Here is a 20,134-nt window from a genome sequence, read left to right as displayed (position 1 = left end):
ATTTGGCTGTAAAGATTCGGTTGCAAAGATTTGGGAAGAAGAAACAACCTTTTTACAGAATTGTTGTTGCTGATTCAAGGGAGCCGAGAGATGGAAAATATATTGAATCAGTTGGATGGTATAACCCACTTCCGGAGCCGATGCAAATTGAGATTAAGGAGGACAGGGTGATACATTGGCTTAAAAAAGGTGCGATTCCAACTGATACGGTTAAAGCTCTTTTGAGAAGAAAGGGAATATGGTTAAAGTGGTCTTTGATGAAGCAAGGTAAGGATGAGGCATTTATTCAGGCGGAGTATGAGAAATGGCTTCAGCTTCAGGTAAACAGAGAAAAGCGAGAAAAGGAAAAGAAGGAAAGAAGCAGATTAAGGAAGAAGCAGAAAAAAGAGAGTGGTTCTGAGCAAGGAGAGGCGCCATCTCAGGAAGGTTAATTTCTTGATGGTGACGCCCTCCGGGTTATAAACTGAAACATTATGGAGGGCTGAAAAATGCGTGAATTTCTTGAATTCATTGCAAAACATCTGGTTGACAAACCCGAAGATGTCAAGATCACGATGGAGGACAGAGAGAATCGTGTGATTTTTAGATTGCAGGTTGGACGGGATGATGTTGGTAAGGTAATTGGAAGGAAAGGGAGGACGGCGAACGCTATGCGTGTATTGTTGAGTGCGGTTGCTGCTAAAGAGGGTAAGAGAGCGGTGCTGGAAATTTTGCAATGAGGTATTTTTAATTCTGAGGTTGCTTCACTCAAACTTTAAGTGACGGAGTGAGGCAAACAATGATTAAAAAATTTGCGCTTCTATTGTGTTTCTTCGGTATAGGGAGTTTTGTGAGTTTAAGAGCTGAGGATATGGCAAAATGTTGGGCTATGCTTCCGGATTCGATTTTGAGTTATGAAAAAGTTCAAGAATTGTTTAACGAGGCGCTGAAGTTACAGAAACAAAGTTGTGAAATGTTTGAGAAATCGAAGGAGTTGATGGAAAAGTTGAAAAATTTGAAAGTGATGGATGATGTGATTGAAGAAGGAATTAGGAAAAGATATGATTTTCCGAAGTTTGGGTTATTATATACTGAAGGATTTGATGATACGGGTTTGATTCGCGGTAAGGTTAAGTATTTCATACGAATCTGGAAGCATCCCCCAAAGGAAAAGTTTAAGATGCCGACTTTTAAATTTAAGTAGAGAGCTTGTAGGTTTTATGGGAGATTTGTGCATAATTGGTAAAATTTTAGGACCTTATGGTCTTAAAGGGAAAGTTTGTGTGAAGCCGATAACTGACTTTGTTGAGAGATTTAAAAAACTAAAGCGTGTTTACATTGGTGATAACCCAATTGAAGTTGAGGAACACTATGTTGTAAGCTCATTCTTACGTGATGACGATGTTATTTTGCAATTTAGAAATGTAAACGATAGAACTGCAGCTGAATCGTTCTCTGGAAAATTTATCTATATACCTGAGGAGGAACTTGTTCCTTTGCCCGAGGATTCTTATTATGTGCATGATTTGATCGGTTTAAAGGTTTGTGATGTGAATGGGAACAAAATAGGTGTGATAACGGATGTGTGGCTTCTACCTGCGAATGATGTTTATGTTGTGGAATCGAAAGGTAAGGAAATTTTAATTCCGGCAATAAGTGATGTCGTTAAAAAAGTTGATCTTGAGAATAAGATGGTTATAATTGAGCTGATGGAAGGCTTGATTGATTAAGGAGGTGGTAAAAGATGCGAATTGATATAGTAACAGCTGTTCCGCAAATATTTGAAAGTCCTTTGAATTCAAGCATAATTAAAAGAGCTCGGGAGAAAGGAATAGTTGAAATATATGTTCATGATTTACACGATTATGGAATTGGGAGGTATAGACAGATTGATGATCACCCATATGGTGGTGGAGCTGGAATGATTTTGAGACCCGAACCAATTTTTGAGTGCATTGAAAAATTGAAAAGTGAAAGGGAGTATGATGAAGTGATTTTTTTGACGCCGGATGGTGAGCTTTTCAATCAAAAAATGGCTAATGAGCTTGCAAAGCTTAATAATGTAATTTTACTTTGTGGTCATTATAAAGGAGTTGATGAAAGAGTTAGGGAGGCGCTTGTGACGAAAGAAATTTCTATTGGTGATTATGTTCTGACCGGTGGTGAGCTTCCGGCTCTTGTTGTTATTGACGCAACCATTAGGCTAATTCCAGGTGTTTTAAATGATATTGAATCAGCTATGACAGATTCTTTTCAATCGGGTCTTCTTGATCATCCGCATTATACGAGACCCGCTGAATATAGAGGAATGAAAGTTCCAGAGGTTTTGCTCTCTGGAAATCATGAGTTGATAAGAAAGTGGAGGTATGAAAAAGCACTTGAAAAGACGATAAAAAGAAGGCGTGATTTATTAAACAAAATAATGGGAGACGATAAAAATGGATAAGGTAAAACTTGTCGAATCAAAATATCTCAGGACGGATATACCAGATTTCAGGCCTGGGGACACCGTTTCCGTTCACGTTCGTGTTGTTGAAGGTGATAAGGAAAGAATTCAAGAATTTGAGGGCATTGTTATTTCAAGGAGAGGTAGTGGTTTAAATGAAACATTTACAGTTCGAAAGGTAAGCGATGGTGTTGGCGTTGAGAGAATCTTTCCGCTTCATTCCCCTTCAATTGCAAAAATTGAGGTAAAGAAGCGTGGCGCTGTTAGGAGGGCGAAGCTTTATTACCTGCGCGAAATGAGCGCCAGACAAGTAAGGCAGAAAACTTCAGAGTAAATTTTAGAGACACGCTTATGCGTGTCTCTTTTTTATTAATGGGCTTAAATAGGAGGAGCCAACTTTTGAAGTAATAGTTGGTTTTTTGGAAAATTTTTAACAAAAATAAAAGAACGCTTGCAAAATGGAGATAGAAATTTCACCAGTTCAGGAAAGATATATCCAAAAAGCGGGGTTAATGCATATTTTTGAAAAGGTCGTTGAGGGTGAGAGGTTAACATTTGAAGATGGGGTTAAGCTTTACGGCACGAACGATATCCTTGTGCTTGGTTTTCTTGCAAATATAGTTCGCGAAAGGTTAAACGGCGATAAAACTTATTTCGTGAAAAATCACATCATAAATTATTCAAATATCTGTGAGCTCGATTGTAAATTCTGCTCGTTTTACAGGAAAGAAGGTCAAGAAGGAGCGTATAGATTTTCACTTGAGCAAATTTTTGAGAAGATTCGACCTTTGAAGGATGAAATTGTTGAGGTTCATATAGTTGGGGCGCTCGATCCGAGGTTACCGTGGGAATATTACCTTGATATGATGCGAGGCATAAAGGATATAAATCCAAAGATCAACATAAAAGCTTTTACTGCGGTTGAGATAGACTACTTCGCGAGGATGTTTGGAAAAACATATGAGGAAGTTCTTTCAGAACTTAAAGAGGCAGGACTTGATACGATGCCAGGCGGTGGTGCTGAAGTTTTTAGTGAAAGAGTTAGACAAAAATTATTCCCCGATAAAATTGGTGCAAAGGAGTGGCTTGAGGTGCATAGAACTGCGCATAAACTTGGGATAAGAACTAATGCAACGATGCTTTATGGTCATATGGAAACAGTTGAAGAGAGGGTTGAACATTTAATAAAACTTCGAGAATTACAAGATGAAACTGGTGGTTTTTTAACTTTTATTCCTTTGCCATATCATCCCAAGAATAATAAATATGCTGGTGATTGGGTGACGGGTTTGCAGAATTTAAAAAGCTTTGCTGTCGCCAGGTTGATGCTTGATAATTTCCCACATATAAAGTGCTTTTGGGTTTCGACAGGTGTAAAAGTAGCACAAATTTCGCAAAACTTCGGAGTTGATGATCTTGATGGAACAGTTCGAGAAGAAAGGATTTACCATATGGCTGGTGCTGATACCGCACAATATCTCTCGAAAAATCAACTCATTAAACTTATCAAAGATGCGGGAAGAACGCCTATTGAAAGGGACGCTTATTACAATGTCATTGCAGAGTATTAAGTCATGGCTAGTTTAAATAAATCTCTTTCGGTAAATGTAAAGGGTGAATTTTTCGTTGATTCAACTTGTATAGATTGTGATGCTTGCAGACAGATAGCGCCAGAAATTTTCGCTGATTATGGCGGATATTCGTATGTGTATTCTCAACCTAAGAGTGATGAACAAAGAAGGAAGGCAATTCAAGCGTTAATTTCTTGTCCTGTCGGGGCAATTGGTATGAAGGCTGATAAATCTATAATTTCAAAAGTTATGAGCGATTTCCCACTTTTAATTGAAGATGATGTTTTCTATTGTGGTTTTAATTCTGAAAAATCATTTGGGGCAAATAGTTATTTTATAAAAAATCAAAATGGAAACTGGTTAATTGACTCACCAAGGTTCACTTCACATCTTGTGAAGAAGTTTGAGGCGATGGGAGGAATAAGTTATATTTTCCTTTCGCATCGAGATGATGTAGCTGATGCTGAGAAGTTTGCACTTTACTTTGGGGCTAAGATGATAATTCATAGGCGGGATAGCACCGCAATGAGAAATGCACAAATCATAATTGATGGAAATGAGAGCATTGAAATAGAACCCGATTTTATAATAATTCCAACGCCAGGGCATACGCCAGGTCATTGTGTTTTGCTTTATAAAAATAAGTTTTTGTTCACAGGCGATCATCTGTGGTGGGATAGGGAAGAAAAATGTCTGGACGCTGGAAGAGATGTTTGCTGGTATTCGTGGGATGAACAAATTGAATCAATGAAGAAATTGCTTGATTTTGATTTTGAATGGGTTCTTCCAGGACATGGGCAAAGAGTTAAATTGCCAATCTACATCATGAAGAAGGAACTTGAAGAGCTTATAAAAAGGATGGGAAAGGTTTGAGATGAAAATTATTGATAAGATTAAAAAAGCTGAAAAATTACAGAATGAAAGTAAGTTTGCGAAGGCACTTTCGATTTATGAAAAAGTTGACAAAGAATTACCTGTGGATTCTTTTGATAAAGAATGGCTTTTCTATCTCCGTTTAAACGAGGGGCACTGTGCAAGGTTAGCGGGCGAGTTCAAGAAGGCAACAAATTATTATCGTCTCGCTTTGAAGATTGCAAGAAAAATTGATGAAAGAGCTGTAGCTGATGCATATGCTGGGCTTGGAACTGCTTTGAGAGCCATAGGAGAATTGCGTAAGGCTATTGAAGTTTTTGATATTGCTCAGGAAATTTATAAAAAAATCGATGACTTGGAAGGGCAAGCATATGTTTTATGGGCGAGGGGTGGAACTTTGAGATTTATGGGCTCACTTAAGCATGCTTTTGAATCTTTTAAAAAGTCACTCACACTTTACAAAAAACTTGGGGATAAAGCTGGGATTGGATATTCTCTCTGTGGACTTGGGGGTGTATCGAGAATAATGGGCAATTTTGAAAAATCGCTTGAATTTTACACGGAAGCCAACGATGTTTTCAAGAAAATAAAAGATAAATTTGGAATTGCTTACTCTTATTGTGGCATCGCGAACGCAAATCGAATGATGGAAAATTTTGAAAAAGCAGAAAGATATTTTGCTCTTGCGACGAAAAATTATGAAGATATCGGGGATAAAATAAGCTATGCTTACACACTTTGGGGTGAGGGAACGCTCGCGAAGGTGGTTGGTGATACTGATAAAGCAGTGGAAAAGTTTTTAAGGGCTGAAAAAATTTTTACAGAAACAGGAGACAAGCGAGGCTTGATTTATACAGAACTTGGGAAAATTGAAGTGGAATTTATTCGTGGTGAAAAAATTAACGAACGAAAGTTCAAGTCACTTCTTGCAATTTCAAAAAAATATGGCTATAATTTTGAACGGCTTCATATCGTTCTTATGGAGAAAATGATCAAAGGTGAGAAGATCGATCCGCTTTACGATGAATATAAAAAGCTTGGTTCAAAGTTTCTTGAGAGAATAGATGTCAAAATTCCATTAAACTTGCCGTAAAAACTAAACTTGGTTTTATGAATGCCAAGAGCGAAACTTGGTGTCTTCGATTTTTTAAATGCTAAGCCATTAATTTATGCGATTGAGAAAAATAAAATCCCACATAATTTTGAGCTAGTCTATGATATCCCTTCTCAAATTGCAATAAAACTTTTGAACAAAGAAATAAACGCTGGACTTGTCCCATCAATTCATTATGCGAAATATTCAGTTAAGTACCGTATCGTCCCTAGTATTTGTATTGCGTCGCATGGTGCGGTAAATAGCATTCGTCTTTATTTCAGGAAGGATCTGAAGGATATAAAAACAGTTGCTACGGATATAAGTTCGATGACATCTGTGATACTTGCGAGAATTATATTGTCGGAAAAGTATAGTGTAAACCCAAAGTTTATTGCTATGAATCCAGACCTTGCGGTAATGCTTTCAAAGGCAGATGCAGCGCTTTTGATTGGGGATCATGCACTTTTTGAGGAGAGTGGTTATGAGTCTTATATTGACCTTGGTGATGAATGGGATGATTTGACTGGTTTGCCTTTTGTTTATGCCCTTTGGGTTGGAAGAAGGGAAAGTTTAAGCCAGGAAGATGTGATGAGCTTAATAAATGCGAAAAAATATGGAATCCAAAACATTGATGTGATTTCAGATGAGGCAAGTGAAAGATATGGGGTTGATTTTGAATTCTGTAAAGCTTACTTGACACAAAATTTACACTATGATCTCGGAGAAGCTGAAATAAATGGAATGAAGGAATTTTTTACCTATGCATTTTACTATGGGATAATTGAGTTCATTCCTGAGATAAAGTTTTATGAGTTTGAAAATGAAGTTTTGAAAAAGTGAAATGGGGTGCTGATATGAAAACTATGCTCATTTTACTACCGGACATAAGAGAATTAATTCAAGCGGAAAGAAATGAGGAACTGATTGATATTCTTGATGATTTGCATCCGGCTGACATTGCTGAGATAATTTCTGAATTACCGGAAGATGAGAAAATAAAACTTTTTAAACTTGTTAGAAGGGAAAAAGCTATTGAAGTTTTTGATGAGCTTGATGAAAATGATCAGATCTTGATACTTGAAAATCTTCCCGTCGAGGATAGATCTTTCCTTTTGAACGAAATGTCGCCGGATGAGAGGGCGGATTTATTTGAGGAACTAAGCGTGGATAAGACGCAGGAATATGGAGCGTTGATGACGGAGGAAGCCAGGCGTGAAGTTGAAATTTTAACATCTTATCCTTCCGAGACCGCCGGTGGTTTGATGACGACTGAGTTTGCTTCTGTTATGGAAAGCATGTCAGTTGGTGAGGCAATCGAGTTTTTAAGGATGACAGCTCCAGATAAAGAGACAATTTATTCAATTTATGTCACAAGTGAGAAGGGGGTTCTTGTTGGTGTCGTCCAGTTAAAAGATTTGATTTTATCTGATCCGAAAAAGCGAATAAGCGACATAATGGATGAAAAGGTGATAAGCGTCGAAGTTAACGCTGATCAAGAAGAGGTCGCATCAATTATGAAAAAATACAATTTAACCGTTATCCCGGTTGTTGATGAATACCGCAAACTTCTTGGTATAATCACGATTGATGATATAATTGATGTCATCCACGAAGAGGCATCCGAAGATATTGCGAAGATGGTTGGAACTCAACTTGAAGATATAGAGACATTGCTTTCACCTTTGAAATCTGCGAGGTTAAGAATGCCATGGTTGATTTTAACTTATATTGGAGAGATATTTGTTTCATTCATTGTTAAACATTTTGAACCGACGCTGCAACAGGTTATTGCTTTAGCTTCTTATATGCCGCTTATCGCAGCTATGGGAGGGAATGTGGGAACGCAAGCTTCCACTATTTGTGTTCGTGGTCTTGCTACAGGGAGTATAAAAATGGGCGACTTGAAAAGAGTCCTGGTGAAGGAAACATTGGCGGGATCTATTATGGGATTTGTTTACGGTTTGGTTCTTGCGCTTATAACACTTTTAGTGTATGGGCTTAAATATTCATTTGTTTTGCCTATGAGTGCTTTTGTTGGATGTCTTGCGTCGATGACTTTTTCTTCTGTTATGGGGACGATAGAACCGTTCGTTTTAATAAAATTGAAGAGAGATCCTGCAACCGCAGTAGGTCCACTTGTTACAACTGGAACAGATATTTTAAGCTCTGCAACTTATTTGACATTTGCAACATTGTTATTAAAGCTTTTGAGCTAAATGTGAAGATTCTACTTGCCTATTTTTCATTTACTGGCAACACCGAAAAGGTTTCGAAGCTTATTTTAAAATGTCTTCAGGAAAGTGGAATCAATTGTGATATCTTTAAAATTGAGCCAATCCTTAAGCTTAAATATCTACCGTGGCTTTTTCTTTCATTTATTCCAGGTTTGCCCTTCCCTGTAAAAAATTTGAAGCTACTGAATCTGGGGAATTATGATGCCATTATACTTGGCTCGCCGAAGTGGTCATTGAGTTGTCCACCTGTAACTTATTTTATTCGTTTTTTTAAAAAGCGAAAGATTAAAAGCCAAGTCTTCATTGAGAATTTTTTTGTTTATAACATATGGTGGTTTTGGTGAAGATAGTTATATTCAAAAGTTGAAGAAGAATTTAGAAGAGTGCGGGTTTAATGTCCCTATAGCAAGTAAGTTTAAACGGAGTGAAATTAAAGATGGGAAAGCAATTGAGGGAATAAATAAATTTTGTTCTGAGATCTTACTTTCACTCAGTCCATCTCACCCTAATATTTCCAAGTCCTGATTCAATGAAGATGTTAATTTTTTTTTGCGCATCATCATAGTTGAAACTTATGAATTTATCACCCCTTTTGTAGAAGTTGTCGAACTTTTTAGATGTGAAGAAACTTGAGGATGGAGTTATGATTGCGCCGACATCTTTTGGCAGATAAACATCAAGGTTTCCAAATCCAATTTCAAAATTTACATCGGCGTCGTCAAGAAGTTCTCCCGATAGATCAATGTCAAAAGAACCCATTCCACCAGAAACTTTAAGATTTTTAAATCTCGCATTGCCAAGTTTTTCACCGTCAAATTTAGCGACCCCCGCCTCAATCTCAAATTTTCGCATGGTTATTTTGTTTGGGCTTGTGAATTTAAGATTAGTGCTACTAACTCCTGTTGAAATTTTCAGATTTTTTAAACTCAATCCGCCAAGTTCAATGTCCGCCTTGCTTGCCCCCAGCTCAATATCAAGCGTTGTTGGTATATCCTTGCAAAGTTTTATGTACCATTTTGCATCATCTGTACGTTTTATGGAAGTTCCAGAAGTTAACTCAAAATCAAGATATCCAATATCCTCGTCAACGGAATACTTGATATCGACCAAACTTTTTTCAGGAATTCGACTGTAGCCATCTATCACCACTATCTTATCATTACTTCCGGGCAAGATATAAAAAACACCCGCACCCCCAGAGATTTTTATCTTTAACTCTTTTTCATTTTTTCTCGGTATCTCCTTGTGAAACCTTGGCTTATAAAACGGTTCTTCTTGAGAATTTGCTATCTGAAAAAGTAAAATTGCTATCAAAATTATTTTAAATTCGTGGATTTTCAACTTGGCGCATTTTTATTTTTAGACCTATGATTAATTTTACGAAAAATTTAAACTTCAGTTTCAATATTGCTTTAACAGCTTATCCTTCAACTTTTTGTAAAGTAATTCTCTCGCCCTAAAAATATGGACCTTAACCGTTCCGATCGGCAGTTTCAATTCCTTGGCAATTTCTTCATAAGACTTGTCCTCGAAATGTCGCATTATGATAACTTTTCGATAATGCTCTGGGAGAGAATTAATTGCTTCGTGGATAATTTCGTTTCTTTGTTTCTGAAAGAGTTCATGGTCTGGAAGTTTGCTCCAGTCGGGGATATCGCGCTGGATTGAATCCTCTTCAAGTTCATATTCTTCGTCAAGTGAGTAGGTTGATAATTTCTTACGTCGAACGAAATCTATGCAGTGATTTGTTGCAATTTTGTAAAGCCATGTTGAGAATGAGAACTCAGATTTGAATTTTGATATTGAGATAAAAGCTTTCGTGAAAATTTCTTGAACTAAATCATCGACTTCACTCTTTTGTCTTACAATTCGAAGGACGATTGACTCAACTTTTCGTTTATATCTATTCATCAATTCAACATAAGCAAGTTCATCTTTTTTGATGGCAAGTTTAACAAGCTCTGTGTCGGTCAATTTTTTATAGTCTTTTTTGCTTCCTTTCATTTTCAATGAATTGTTTTGTGTAAGAAATCAGATGCTATGTAAAAAAGCAACATTCCGATAAAAACGACAATTGGAGCAAGCTTTGTTTTTGAATTGTTAATTTCAGGAACCAAATCAGTTGTGCCAACATAAAGACCAACTCCAGATATGAATGCGAAGAGATAGCCTGTAAGTTTCGGACTGATTAGCGGTGCTATTAAGGCGCTTAGAACCCCAGCAAATGTAGCAAGACCCACAAGTGAAGTAAGGATAAGTGATGTGATAACTTTTTTACCTGAGGCTGAAAGGACTGATGCTACTGTCATTCCTTCTGGAAACTTGTGTAAGAAAATACCCATAAAAAGCAGAAGCCCGATTGTGTAGTTATATTTTAAGCCTATTGCGATAGCCATCCCATCAAAAAAAGCATGGACGAAAAGACCAAAGAAAATTGAATAACTTGCCGTTGTTGAGACCAAATGTTCGGCGTGTGTTTCTTCACCAAAGTGTAAATGTGGGACAAGTGTATGTTCAAAAAGGTGAAGTGTTGCATAGCCGAGCATAATTAAGATTGCACCTGCTTCACCAATTGACTTTACCGACTCTGGGATAAGATTTGTTAGAACAAGTGCAATTATGAAACCAGCGCCGATGGCAAGTGTGTAATCTTGAAATTTTTGAGGCCATTTTTTTGTGAGAATTATGATTAAAGCTCCGATGATTTCAGCAATTGTTGCCGTTAACCCAAGTATTAAAATTAAAATTGTCATTTTTTCAAATTTTTTAGTTTAAAATAAAGCCGAAAACCACAAAGAATATCAACGCAAGTACGCCAGCAGTGATGCCGTAGGGAAGTTGCGTCTCAACATGATCAAGGTGATCGCAAGCTGATGCCATTGAAGAAACTATCGTTGTATCTGAAATCGGGGAACAGTGGTCTCCAAAAACACCACCGCTTAAGACACTTGCTACAACGATAGGTAAGTTTGAGTCAAGTGCCATTGCAGTTGGAACAGCTATTGGCATCATTATGGCAAAAGTTCCCCAACTCGTTCCTGTTGAAAATGAAATGAAAGCTGAAGTCACGAAAACTATACTTGGCAAAAGTGCTGGATTTATAAATTTGCTTGCGATTTGAGCTATATATTCACCCGTTTTTAGTTCTTTACACACTGCCCCAATTGCAAATGCGAACGTCATAAGAATCGCAAGAGGGATAAGTCCGCCCATGCCTTTGAGTGTAAGCTCGATCGTTTCTCGAATGGAGAGAATTTTTTGAACTTTATAAAGAATCCCCGCAACAAAAATTGATGCCATCACAGCCCAAAGCACCGATGTTGAACCAGAGCCGTTTACAAGATTACCGTTCCCAGTTATGTAAAGTCCAATCGGCATCATTAAAATCATCGTCAAAATTGGGATGAGCATATTTCTAGCTTTGGGATTTGTTCCTGGTTTTGGTGGGATGTTTAGCACTTCATCTGCTATAAGTGGCATAGCGTCGTCCGCAATGAGCTTTCCTTCACGGATTGCTCTAATTTCTGCTTTTTTCATTGGTCCAAAGTCAGAACCAGTTAACGCAACAAGCAAAACAAGAAGAATTGCGAAGATCGCATAGAAGTTAAACGGCAAAGCATATATGAAAATTTGAATTTCATTTTTAACGCCAAGTTGAGTTAACAGTCCAATCACATAAGCACCCCACGCATTTAAAGGTATCATAATACAGACAGGCGCAGAAGTTGAATCACAAATGTAAGCAAGTTTTTCCCTTGAAATTTTGAGCCGATCGAAAATAGGTCTTGAAACTGTCCCAGTGACGAGACAAGTTATACTTGATTCAACAAATATACTCATTCCAATAGCCCATGCGAAAAGTTGTGCTTTCCTGCGTGAGTTTATAAAGCCACGATTTGAAATCAAATTCACAAATCCTTGAACTCCACCCGACCGTTGTGTTAATGCGATCAAAGCCCCAACAAGTGCGCTGAAAATTATAACCCTTGTGTTGCTTGGCTCTTTAAAGACATTTATTATCGCATCGATGGAGTTAACAAGTCCTAAAAGTGGGTTAAAGTTGGAAAGAATTGTCCATCCAAGCCATATCCCGATAAACAATGAAATATAAACCTGCTTCGTTATCAGGGCTAAAATTATCGCTGAAAGCGGTGGGAGAATTGAAAGCCATGTGTTCATTTCGCCTGACTTAAAATTTTTGCGATATGTTTGATGAGCGTTTCTTGTGGATGTTCAACTATTCTTCCGATCTCTTTACCATTTTCGAAAAAGATAAATGTTGGAACTCTGCTTATGCCATATTTATCTGTTAAACCTTCAAGCTTTTTATCCCTATCAAGCCCGATGACTTTTATATGTTTTCTTGAAACCCCCGCCTCATCCATTATTTTCATAAACTTTGGAAAATGCGCTTTGCTGTCTGAACACCAAGTCCCGATGAAAACCAATACATCAAATTTATTTGCTTTTGATTTTATTACGCTAAAGCTTTCCGTGTCTTCGACTGCATATTTTGAGTAGCCATCTCCATACCATTTGAAGCTTTCGGAGTTAAGCAGTTCAACTGGAAATTCGCCGATAATTATCTTGGTCTCATTTCGTTGTATTACTGAGTATCTCTTGGTCGCACATGAATGTAAAATTATTAGAGATGCGATTATGAAGATGAGAGTTCTTTTCATTTTTTATCCTCCAGCATTGTTTTTATTCTTGAGACGACCATTTCAATTGCAACTTCATTTTCTCCGCCTCTGGGTATGATCACATCCGCCCATCTTTTGCTTGGTTCAACGAACTCAAGATGTGAAGGTTTAACGGTTGAAATATATTGATTTATCACCGATTCAAGGGTTCTTCCTCTTTCGATCACATCTCTTTTTATTCTCCTTAGTACTCTTTCATCAGCGTCAGTATCCACGAAGATTTTTATATCCATTAATTCACGCAATTCTTTTTCAACAAAAACAAGTATTCCTTCAACGATTATTACATCCTTTGGCTCGATACGTCTTACCTGTTCAAGGCGCTTGTATGTTGTGAAATCATAGATGGGCGCATCAATTGGTTGATAATTTTTCAGTTTTTTTACATGCTCGATCAAAAGTTTTGTGTCAAGTGCATCTGGATGGTCAAAGTTAATTTCTTCAATTCTTTTCCCCAAAAATTGTGAAATATCTTTGTAGTAGCTGTCATGTTCGAGTATGATAACCTTGTCATCGCCAATTTTTTTAGCGATTTTTTTCGCAACCGTCGTTTTCCCAGACCCAGTTCCTCCAGCTATGCCAATTACAAGGGGCTTCATTTGAAGTATCCTGGGGCTATTTGTTTTAATTCTTCTTTGCTTAAAAATCTCCACTCCCCTGGCTTTAAGTTTTTATCTTCGAAGTTCCCAATTTTTACTCTCACCAAGTTTTCAACTTTATAGCCAAGTTTTTCGAACATCCTTCGAATTTGTCTATTTTTACCTTCGACTATTTCAATTTCTACCCAGCAAGTTTTGGGATTTGTTTTGATAAGCCTCACTTTTGCAGGCATCGTTTTATAAATTTGATTATCTACCTCAATTTCCATTCCAAGTTGAAGTTTTATCAAATCCTCTGGGGTTATCTTTTTGTTAAGTTTTACGATGTATGTCTTTGGAACTTTTGATTCAGGGTTTGTGATAAAATCCGCAAATTTATTATCGTTTGTCAAAATCAAGAGACCACTTGTGTCTTTATCGAGTCTTCCAACAGGTGCGACCCATGTGTTCAACTTAAGGATATCGTAAGCCGTTTTTCTATTGAGTTCATCTTTTCTTGTTGTTATCACTCCTTTTGGTTTGTTTAAAACGATGTAAATTTTTTCTTTTTGTTTTAGTGTTTCTCCATCTATAGCGATTTTATCTCTTTTTAGGTCAACCCTGAAAGATGGATCTGTTATAATTTTTGAGTTAACGCTCACCTTCCCTTGGATTATAATTTTTCTCGCAATGCTTCTTGACATGTACCCAAGTTTTGAAAGCGCCCTTTCAAGCGATACTCCTTTTTTCATGTTATCTTAGATACTTGATTAGAACAAAACCAAGTATCAATAAAACCACGAACGCAATTGTAAGCCAGTCAAAATATTTATCGATAAATTTCTTCACCCTTGGACCAAATAAATAGATCATTCCACTGACAAGAAAGAATCTTGCTGGTCTACTTAGAGCTGATGCGAGTACGAGAGTAGAAAAATTAACTTGGAAAGCACCCGCTGCAATTGTGAAGACTTTGTATGGTATTGGCGTAAAACCAGCGATCGCAATCGCAACAAAGGCATTTTTATCGTACATCGTTTTCACTGCGTCATATTCATTTTGAAGATGATAAAATTCGATTATCTTTTTGCCAATAAGCTCATAAAATTGAAATCCTATCAAATATCCAAACATTCCCCCAAGAACAGAGCCGATGGAACATATCAAAGCATATCTTAGGGAAAGATTTGGTTTTAAAAGTGCTATTGCAATCAATAGAACATCTGGCGGTATGGGGAAAAAGGAAGACTCTGTGAAAGCAATTATGAACAGTGCAAGTCCAGCATAGGGCTTTTGGACAAAGTTCTCAACCCAGCTTTTTAATTCAAACAAAATCTTTGAGATTTTTCTCATCAATAAACATTTGATTTTTTATAATTTGAAACAAATTAAAAATGTTAAAGCTGAAATTCAAGTTAATAAAAAATTGCAATAGTTTGGGAATTTGCAAAAATTAGCTTGTTTTGTTAAGTTTATCAAAAAGTTAGATCGCTATGGCTAAAATAAAAGCAAGTGAAAACGGACCCTATTTGATTGAAATAGAAAGTGGAAGCTTTGAAGTTGAAAGGGATACTGGAAAGGAACTTATAGAGAAAAAAACGATTGCGCTTTGCCGATGCGGTGGCTCTGAGAATAAACCCTTCTGCGATGGAACTCATAGGAAAATTGGTTTCTCTGCAAAGGGCGCAAATATAAAGATAGTCGAAGCTTCAAAGAAGATATAGCCTCTTTCACATTAGCTCAGTGCAAGGTGAAATTTGAATTGAGGTTTTAATAAATTTTCTAAACTTTATGCGATCATTATTTGAACTCAAGCCTTACATTTTAAAATATAGAAAGTTAATCTTTATTGGAATTTTGTTCGTTCTTATAAGCGAGGCTTTTTATGTTATAATTCCAATTTTAATTGGTCGGGCAGTTGATAGTTTAAAGTTCGGGATAACTGGGGAGAAACTCCTTTGGTTTGCTTCGCTTGTGATTGGTTCCACTTTATTAAGTGGGATTGCTTCTTTCTTTACACGGCAGACTATAATTGTTGCTTCCAGAAAAATTGAATACGACTTACGGAACGATTTTTATCGTCATGTTCAGAGTTTGCATTATCTCTATTTCAGAGATAAAAAGGTTGGCGATATAATGGCTTACGCTACAAATGATATACCTGCTGTGCGAAACTTCTTAGGACCTGGGATAATGTACTCAGTTGAAACAGTGATAGAATTTGTCGTGATACTTGGCATCATGTTTTCAATGAATCTTAAGCTTACGCTTTTAACTTTGACGCCACTTCCGTTGATTTCTTATCTTGTTTATAAAGTTGGAAAAATTGTTCATGAGAAATATGAGGATATACAGGAGCATTTTGGAACTATTACGACAGTGGCGCAAGAGAACATTGCGGGGATAAGGGTTATAAAATCTTATGTTAGAGAGGATTACGAAGTTGAAAAATTCAGGAAGTTGAATTTTGACTACATGTTGAAAAACATAAAGCTTATCAAGGTTCAATCTTTAACTTATCCGTTGATGATTTTGATAACTGGAATTTCAATCATACTTGTTGTATGGTATGGTGGTTATCAGGTTATTAAGGGTGCGATGACGCTTGGACAGATAACATCGTTTTTGATCTATCTTGGTTATTTAATTTGGCCCATGATTGCATTTGGCTGGATTGTTAATTTGACGCAGAGGGCTTCGGCTTCTATGGATAGGTTGCTTGAGGTTTTCAAGGTTGAGCCACAGATAAAAGACACAAACGAAACTGATTTTTCAATTAAGGAAATAAGCGGTGAAATCAAATTCAAAAATGTATGGTTTAAATATCCAGATTCAGAAAGTTATGTTTTAAAGGGCATAAACCTTGAGATCAAGCAAGGGCAAACGGTTGGGATAGTTGGATATACAGGGAGCGGGAAAACGACTCTTGTGAATTTGATCCCGAGATTATTTGATCCCGATAAGGGAGAGGTTTTGATAGATGGAATTAATGTTAAGAAAATTCCACTTAAGGTTTTAAGGGAAAGCATTGGTTATGTCCAGCAGGAGGTTTTTTTATTTTCTGACTCGGTGAAGAATAATATAACATTTGGTGTAGATGGCGTAAGTGATGAGGAGGTTTTTAATGTTGCAAAAATTGCTCATATTTATGATGAAGTGATTGAATTTCCCAATGGATTTGATACAATTGTCGGAGAAAGAGGCATAACATTGTCAGGTGGGCAGAGGCAAAGGGTTGGGCTCGCTCGGGCTTTAATAAAGAAACCGAAAATTTTAATACTCGATGACTCGCTATCTTCGGTTGATGCTTATACTGAAGAAATGATTTTGAAAAGTTTAAAAGAATTTAGAGCGGGAAGAACGACGATAATTATAAGTCACAGAATAACCGCTGTTAAGGATGCAGACTTTATCATCGTGCTTGATGATGGTGAAATTGTTGAGCAAGGAACTCATGATGAACTTCTTGAACTCGGTGGGATTTACGCAGATCTTTACCAGAAGCAAATTCTCGAAGAAGAACTTGAAAGAATGTGAAACAAATTCTACTGTTAATTTATGCGTGATTTCAGAGATGATGAAATACTGGGGAAAGCTTATGATTCAAGATTGATGAAACGGCTTTTAAAGTATGTAAAACCATATTGGAGACAGGTTTTAATTTCAATTTTGCTTGTGTTGATACTTGCGGTTTTAAATCCATTGCGACCTTACATAACAAAGTTTGCGATAGATGATTACATTTTAAAATCAAACTATTCTGGACTTACAAAATTAACATTACTCCTTTTTGGGGTTCTGTTTTTGCAGGGAGTTTTGCAATATCTTTTGAGTTATACAACTGGGTGGATTGGGCAAAGGACAATTTTTGATTTGAGAATGGAGATTTTCAATCATTTACAGCGTCTTGCTTTGAGATTTTTTGATAAAAATCCAACAGGTCGGCTTGTGACAAGAGTTACAAATGATGTTGAATCTTTGAACGAGATGTATTCATCGGGGATAGTTCTCGTCTTCGGGGATATATTTACAATTTTGGGAATTTTATATTTCATGTTCAAGTTAAGTTTTGAACTTTCACTTGTCACCTTGAGCGTTTTGCCGTTGCTTTTTTATGCGACTTTTTTGTTCAGGAAAAAAGCGAGGGAAGCATATAGGGAGGTGAGAACATTAATTGCAAAGATAAATGCCTTCTTGCAGGAACATTTTTCTGGTATAAGTGTGATTCAAGTTTTTCACCGTGGGGAGGAAGAATTTAAGAAATTTGACCAGATAAATGCGAAGTATAGAGATGCCAATATAAAGTCAATTTTTTATTATGCAGTTTTTTTCCCAGCGGTTGAACTGATCAGTGCAATTGGAATTGGGCTTATAATCTGGTATGGTGGTGGAGAGGTTATAAAGGGGACCGTAACGATAGGTGTTTTGATTTCATTCCTTCAATATACGGAGATGTTTTTCAGACCTGTGAGAGATTTGTCTGAGAAGTACAATATCTTTCAAACAGCGATGGCTTCGGCTGAAAGAATTTTTAAACTTCTTGACACCAAAGTTTTTATAAAACAGCCAGAAAATCCTGTAAAACTCGAGAAGCTTCGTGGTGAAATTGAATTTAAAAATGTGTGGTTTGCATATAGAGACGATGGCGAGGAAATTTACAATGATGATTGGATTTTGAAAAATGTTTCCTTCAAAATTAATGCTGGAGAAAAGGTAGCTATAGTTGGGGCAACTGGCTCAGGGAAAAGCACAATTATAAATTTGATATGTAAGTTTTACACGACTCAAAAAGGGCAGATTTTAATTGATGGGATAGATATAAAAGACATTGATGAAAGGGAACTAAGAAAGCACATTGCGGTGGTTTTGCAAGATGTTTTGCTTTTTTCAGGTGATATCTTTACAAATATAACGCTTGGGAATGAAAGAATCAGAATGGAAAAAGTTATTGAGTCAGCTCGATTGATTGGTGCTGACAAATTCATTGAAAGATTACCGAACGGTTATTTTGAAGTCGTACAGGAAAGAGGGGCGAATTTATCAGTTGGAGAAAAACAACTTATTTCATTTGTTCGAGCTTTGGTTTATGATCCTAAAATCCTTATTCTTGATGAAGCAACATCAAGTGTTGATGTTGAAACTGAAAGGGTTATCCAAAATGCGATCGTTAAACTTCTTGAAAATCGAACTGCGATAATCATTGCTCATAGGTTATCAACCATTCAAAATTCTGATAAAATAATTGTTCTTCATAAGGGTGAAGTTCGCGAAATCGGGACACATGATGAACTGATGGAATTAAAGGGGATTTATTATCGTCTTTATCAGTTGCAGTATAGAGAGAAGAAATCAAAACTTGCCAATGTATCGGGGACGGTGAAGTGAGGTCATCTTAAGAAGATGACCTTTTTAAAATTAAAAAGTAAAAATCAAGGAGGTCTTAGCCATGCAGCGCATCATCACAATTGAGCGATTCATAATTGAAAGGGAGCATGAAATTCCCGGGGCAACTGGTGAATTTTCAAAACTTTTAACTGATATTGCCCTTGCGGCGAAAATCGTTTGGCGTGAGGTTTCCAAAGCAGGACTTGTGGATATCATCGGTTCAACAGGTAAAGTTAACATTTCGGGTGATGTCGTTCAAAAGCTCGATGAGTTTGCGAATGAAATCTTTATCAATGTTATGCAAAAAGGGGGACATCTTTGTGTTATGGCGAGCGAGGAAAGCAAGGGTTTAATTGAAATTCCTGAAGAGCTTGCAAAAGGTAAGTATGTTCTTGTTTTTGATCCCCTTGATGGAAGCTCGAATATCGATGTTAATGTTTCGATTGGTTCTATATTTGGAATCTTTCGCCGCGTGACTCCTTCAGGCAAGGGAACTGAGGAGGACGTGCTACAGCCCGGTAGAAATCTCGTCGCAGCTGGTTATGTTGTCTATGGCTCAAGCACAATTTTTGTCTATACGACGGGCAATGGTGTTCACGGGTTCACACTTGATCCGAGCATAGGTGAGTTTTTGTTATCTCACGAAAATATCAGAATTCCAAAGAAGGGCGACATTTATAGTGTGAACGAAGGCTATTATGAAAGATGGGATGAAAACATGAAAAGGTTTATCAATTATCTCAAGGCTGAGGACAAAGCAACAGGTAGACCTTACAAATTAAGGTATGTTGGAACTCTTGTTGCGGATTTCCATCGGACGCTTTTGTATGGGGGAATTTTTATGTATCCTGGGGATACAAAAAATCCAGAGGGAAAATTGAGGTTAATTTATGAAGCAGCGCCATTAGCTTATGTGGTTGAAAAGGCGGGTGGGAGAGCGAGCAATGGTTTTCAAAACATACTTGACATAAAACCAACAAGTTTGCATCAGAGGACTCCACTCTTCATTGGAAGTGAGGAAGATGTGAAACTTGCGGAGAAGTTTTTACAAGGTAAAGCGGAAGATTAAATTGGTGGGGGCTTTTCAAGCCCCCTTTTAAGTATTTATCCCCCTTCGTGATGTTATGTATTCATTTCGATCCATTTTGATATAAACTCAACTATATCATTCCACAGTTTTATCTTTTCTTCTGTTGTCAAACCAGCGGTTTTTTTAATTTTTTCAATTTCGTTGCAAAGATCTTCAGGCAGGTTCAAATTTTTTTCTTC

General features: G+C 37.0%; 24 protein-coding genes. 16 read left to right on the top strand and 8 right to left on the bottom strand.

The features are described from left to right. The first annotated feature begins 2 nt into the window (after positions 1-2). The 12 genes from rpsP (at position 3) to AWW78_RS04210 (ending at position 8,543) form a co-directional block, all read left to right on the top strand. Positions 3-431, top strand: a complete 429-nt coding sequence (gene rpsP, locus AWW78_RS04265) for a 30S ribosomal protein S16 (protein ID WP_047134303.1) — start codon at positions 3-5, stop codon at positions 429-431. A 57-nt stretch (positions 432-488) separates the two neighbouring features. Then, on the top strand, positions 489-719 hold the full coding sequence (locus AWW78_RS04260) for a KH domain-containing protein (protein WP_047134302.1): 231 nt from the start codon (positions 489-491) through the stop codon (positions 717-719). A 59-nt stretch (positions 720-778) separates the two neighbouring features. Continuing rightward, complete coding sequence (locus AWW78_RS04255; protein WP_075426091.1) at positions 779-1,183, top strand: hypothetical protein; 405 nt, start codon at positions 779-781, stop codon at positions 1,181-1,183. 16 nt (positions 1,184-1,199) lie between these two features. Further along, a complete protein-coding gene (gene rimM, locus AWW78_RS04250; protein ID WP_047134300.1) occupies positions 1,200-1,709 on the top strand; it encodes a ribosome maturation factor RimM in 510 nt (169 codons plus the stop codon). A gap of 14 nt (positions 1,710-1,723) precedes the next feature. Next, positions 1,724-2,425, top strand: coding sequence for a tRNA (guanosine(37)-N1)-methyltransferase TrmD (gene trmD / locus AWW78_RS04245; RefSeq protein ID WP_047134299.1), 702 nt, complete (start codon positions 1,724-1,726; stop codon positions 2,423-2,425). After that, positions 2,418-2,759 carry a 50S ribosomal protein L19 gene (gene rplS / locus AWW78_RS04240; RefSeq protein WP_047134298.1) on the top strand — a complete coding sequence of 114 codons (342 nt, stop codon included), beginning with the start codon at positions 2,418-2,420 and terminating at the stop codon, positions 2,757-2,759. The genes trmD and rplS overlap by 8 nt, the downstream gene beginning before the upstream one ends. A gap of 124 nt (positions 2,760-2,883) precedes the next feature. Further along, a complete protein-coding gene (mqnE, locus tag AWW78_RS04235; RefSeq protein ID WP_082349244.1) occupies positions 2,884-3,996 on the top strand; it encodes an aminofutalosine synthase MqnE in 1,113 nt (370 codons plus the stop codon). 3 nt (positions 3,997-3,999) lie between these two features. Continuing rightward, complete coding sequence (locus tag AWW78_RS04230) at positions 4,000-4,869, top strand: MBL fold metallo-hydrolase (RefSeq protein ID WP_047134297.1); 870 nt, start codon at positions 4,000-4,002, stop codon at positions 4,867-4,869. Position 4,870: 1 nt separating this feature from the next. Next, entirely contained in the window at positions 4,871-5,962 is a 1,092-nt protein-coding gene (locus AWW78_RS04225) for a tetratricopeptide repeat protein (protein WP_047134296.1), read from the top strand. A gap of 21 nt (positions 5,963-5,983) precedes the next feature. Continuing rightward, positions 5,984-6,805, top strand: coding sequence for a menaquinone biosynthetic enzyme MqnA/MqnD family protein (locus AWW78_RS04220; RefSeq protein ID WP_047134295.1), 822 nt, complete (start codon positions 5,984-5,986; stop codon positions 6,803-6,805). Between the two features lie 14 nt (positions 6,806-6,819). Next, on the top strand, positions 6,820-8,181 hold the full coding sequence (mgtE, locus tag AWW78_RS04215; protein WP_047134314.1) for a magnesium transporter: 1,362 nt from the start codon (positions 6,820-6,822) through the stop codon (positions 8,179-8,181). Positions 8,182-8,183: 2 nt separating this feature from the next. Then, entirely contained in the window at positions 8,184-8,543 is a 360-nt protein-coding gene (locus tag AWW78_RS04210) for a flavodoxin family protein (RefSeq protein ID WP_047134294.1), read from the top strand. Between the two features lie 142 nt (positions 8,544-8,685). Here the strand turns inward: AWW78_RS04210 and AWW78_RS04205 are convergent, their stop codons facing one another. From AWW78_RS04205 to AWW78_RS04170, 8 genes are read right to left on the bottom strand one after another with little or no spacing between them, the layout of a single operon-like run. Further along, the gene (locus tag AWW78_RS04205; protein ID WP_047134293.1) at positions 8,686-9,540 is read right to left on the bottom strand and encodes a LiaF domain-containing protein; all 855 of its coding nucleotides are present in this window, start codon (positions 9,538-9,540) and stop codon (positions 8,686-8,688) included. Between the two features lie 60 nt (positions 9,541-9,600). After that, on the bottom strand, positions 9,601-10,203 hold the full coding sequence (locus AWW78_RS04200) for an RNA polymerase sigma factor (RefSeq protein WP_047134292.1): 603 nt from the start codon (positions 10,201-10,203) through the stop codon (positions 9,601-9,603). A gap of 2 nt (positions 10,204-10,205) precedes the next feature. After that, positions 10,206-10,952 (bottom strand): ZIP family metal transporter, encoded by a 747-nt coding sequence (locus tag AWW78_RS04195; RefSeq protein WP_047134291.1) that lies wholly within the window; start codon positions 10,950-10,952, stop codon positions 10,206-10,208. Between the two features lie 13 nt (positions 10,953-10,965). Continuing rightward, positions 10,966-12,378 (bottom strand): Na+/H+ antiporter NhaC family protein, encoded by a 1,413-nt coding sequence (locus AWW78_RS04190; RefSeq protein ID WP_047134290.1) that lies wholly within the window; start codon positions 12,376-12,378, stop codon positions 10,966-10,968. Then, on the bottom strand, positions 12,375-12,881 hold the full coding sequence (locus AWW78_RS04185) for a thioredoxin family protein (RefSeq protein WP_075426090.1): 507 nt from the start codon (positions 12,879-12,881) through the stop codon (positions 12,375-12,377). Before AWW78_RS04185 ends, AWW78_RS04190 begins: the two co-directional genes overlap by 4 nt. Further along, on the bottom strand, positions 12,878-13,501 hold the full coding sequence (udk, locus tag AWW78_RS04180; protein ID WP_047134289.1) for a uridine kinase: 624 nt from the start codon (positions 13,499-13,501) through the stop codon (positions 12,878-12,880). The genes AWW78_RS04185 and udk overlap by 4 nt, the downstream gene beginning before the upstream one ends. Beyond that, positions 13,498-14,232 (bottom strand): pseudouridine synthase, encoded by a 735-nt coding sequence (locus AWW78_RS04175; RefSeq protein WP_047134288.1) that lies wholly within the window; start codon positions 14,230-14,232, stop codon positions 13,498-13,500. Before AWW78_RS04175 ends, udk begins: the two co-directional genes overlap by 4 nt. A 1-nt stretch (position 14,233) precedes the next feature. Then, positions 14,234-14,833: a YqaA family protein gene (locus tag AWW78_RS04170; RefSeq protein WP_047134287.1), complete on the bottom strand. Its 600-nt coding sequence runs from the start codon at positions 14,831-14,833 to the stop codon at positions 14,234-14,236. Between the two features lie 140 nt (positions 14,834-14,973). On the opposite strand from AWW78_RS04170, the gene AWW78_RS04165 reads away from it, so the two are divergent. The 4 genes from AWW78_RS04165 to fbp all read left to right on the top strand — a co-directional run bounded on the left by AWW78_RS04165 (position 14,974) and on the right by fbp (position 19,934). Further along, positions 14,974-15,204 carry a CDGSH iron-sulfur domain-containing protein gene (locus AWW78_RS04165; protein WP_047134286.1) on the top strand — a complete coding sequence of 77 codons (231 nt, stop codon included), beginning with the start codon at positions 14,974-14,976 and terminating at the stop codon, positions 15,202-15,204. A gap of 67 nt (positions 15,205-15,271) precedes the next feature. Continuing rightward, the gene (locus AWW78_RS04160; RefSeq protein ID WP_047134285.1) at positions 15,272-17,017 is read left to right on the top strand and encodes an ABC transporter ATP-binding protein; all 1,746 of its coding nucleotides are present in this window, start codon (positions 15,272-15,274) and stop codon (positions 17,015-17,017) included. 21 nt (positions 17,018-17,038) lie between these two features. After that, the gene (locus tag AWW78_RS04155; protein ID WP_047134284.1) at positions 17,039-18,865 is read left to right on the top strand and encodes an ABC transporter ATP-binding protein; all 1,827 of its coding nucleotides are present in this window, start codon (positions 17,039-17,041) and stop codon (positions 18,863-18,865) included. A 61-nt stretch (positions 18,866-18,926) separates the two neighbouring features. After that, positions 18,927-19,934: a class 1 fructose-bisphosphatase gene (gene fbp, locus AWW78_RS04150; RefSeq protein ID WP_047134283.1), complete on the top strand. Its 1,008-nt coding sequence runs from the start codon at positions 18,927-18,929 to the stop codon at positions 19,932-19,934. Positions 19,935-20,134 lie beyond the last annotated feature (200 nt).

Source organism: Candidatus Kryptonium thompsonii (assembly GCF_001535985.1).
GTDB classification, from domain to species: domain Bacteria; phylum Bacteroidota; class Ignavibacteria; order Kryptoniales; family Kryptoniaceae; genus Kryptonium; species Kryptonium thompsonii.
The sequence above is the reverse complement of the archived record's forward strand: the minus strand, read 5'-3'. Positions and strand labels throughout refer to the sequence as shown.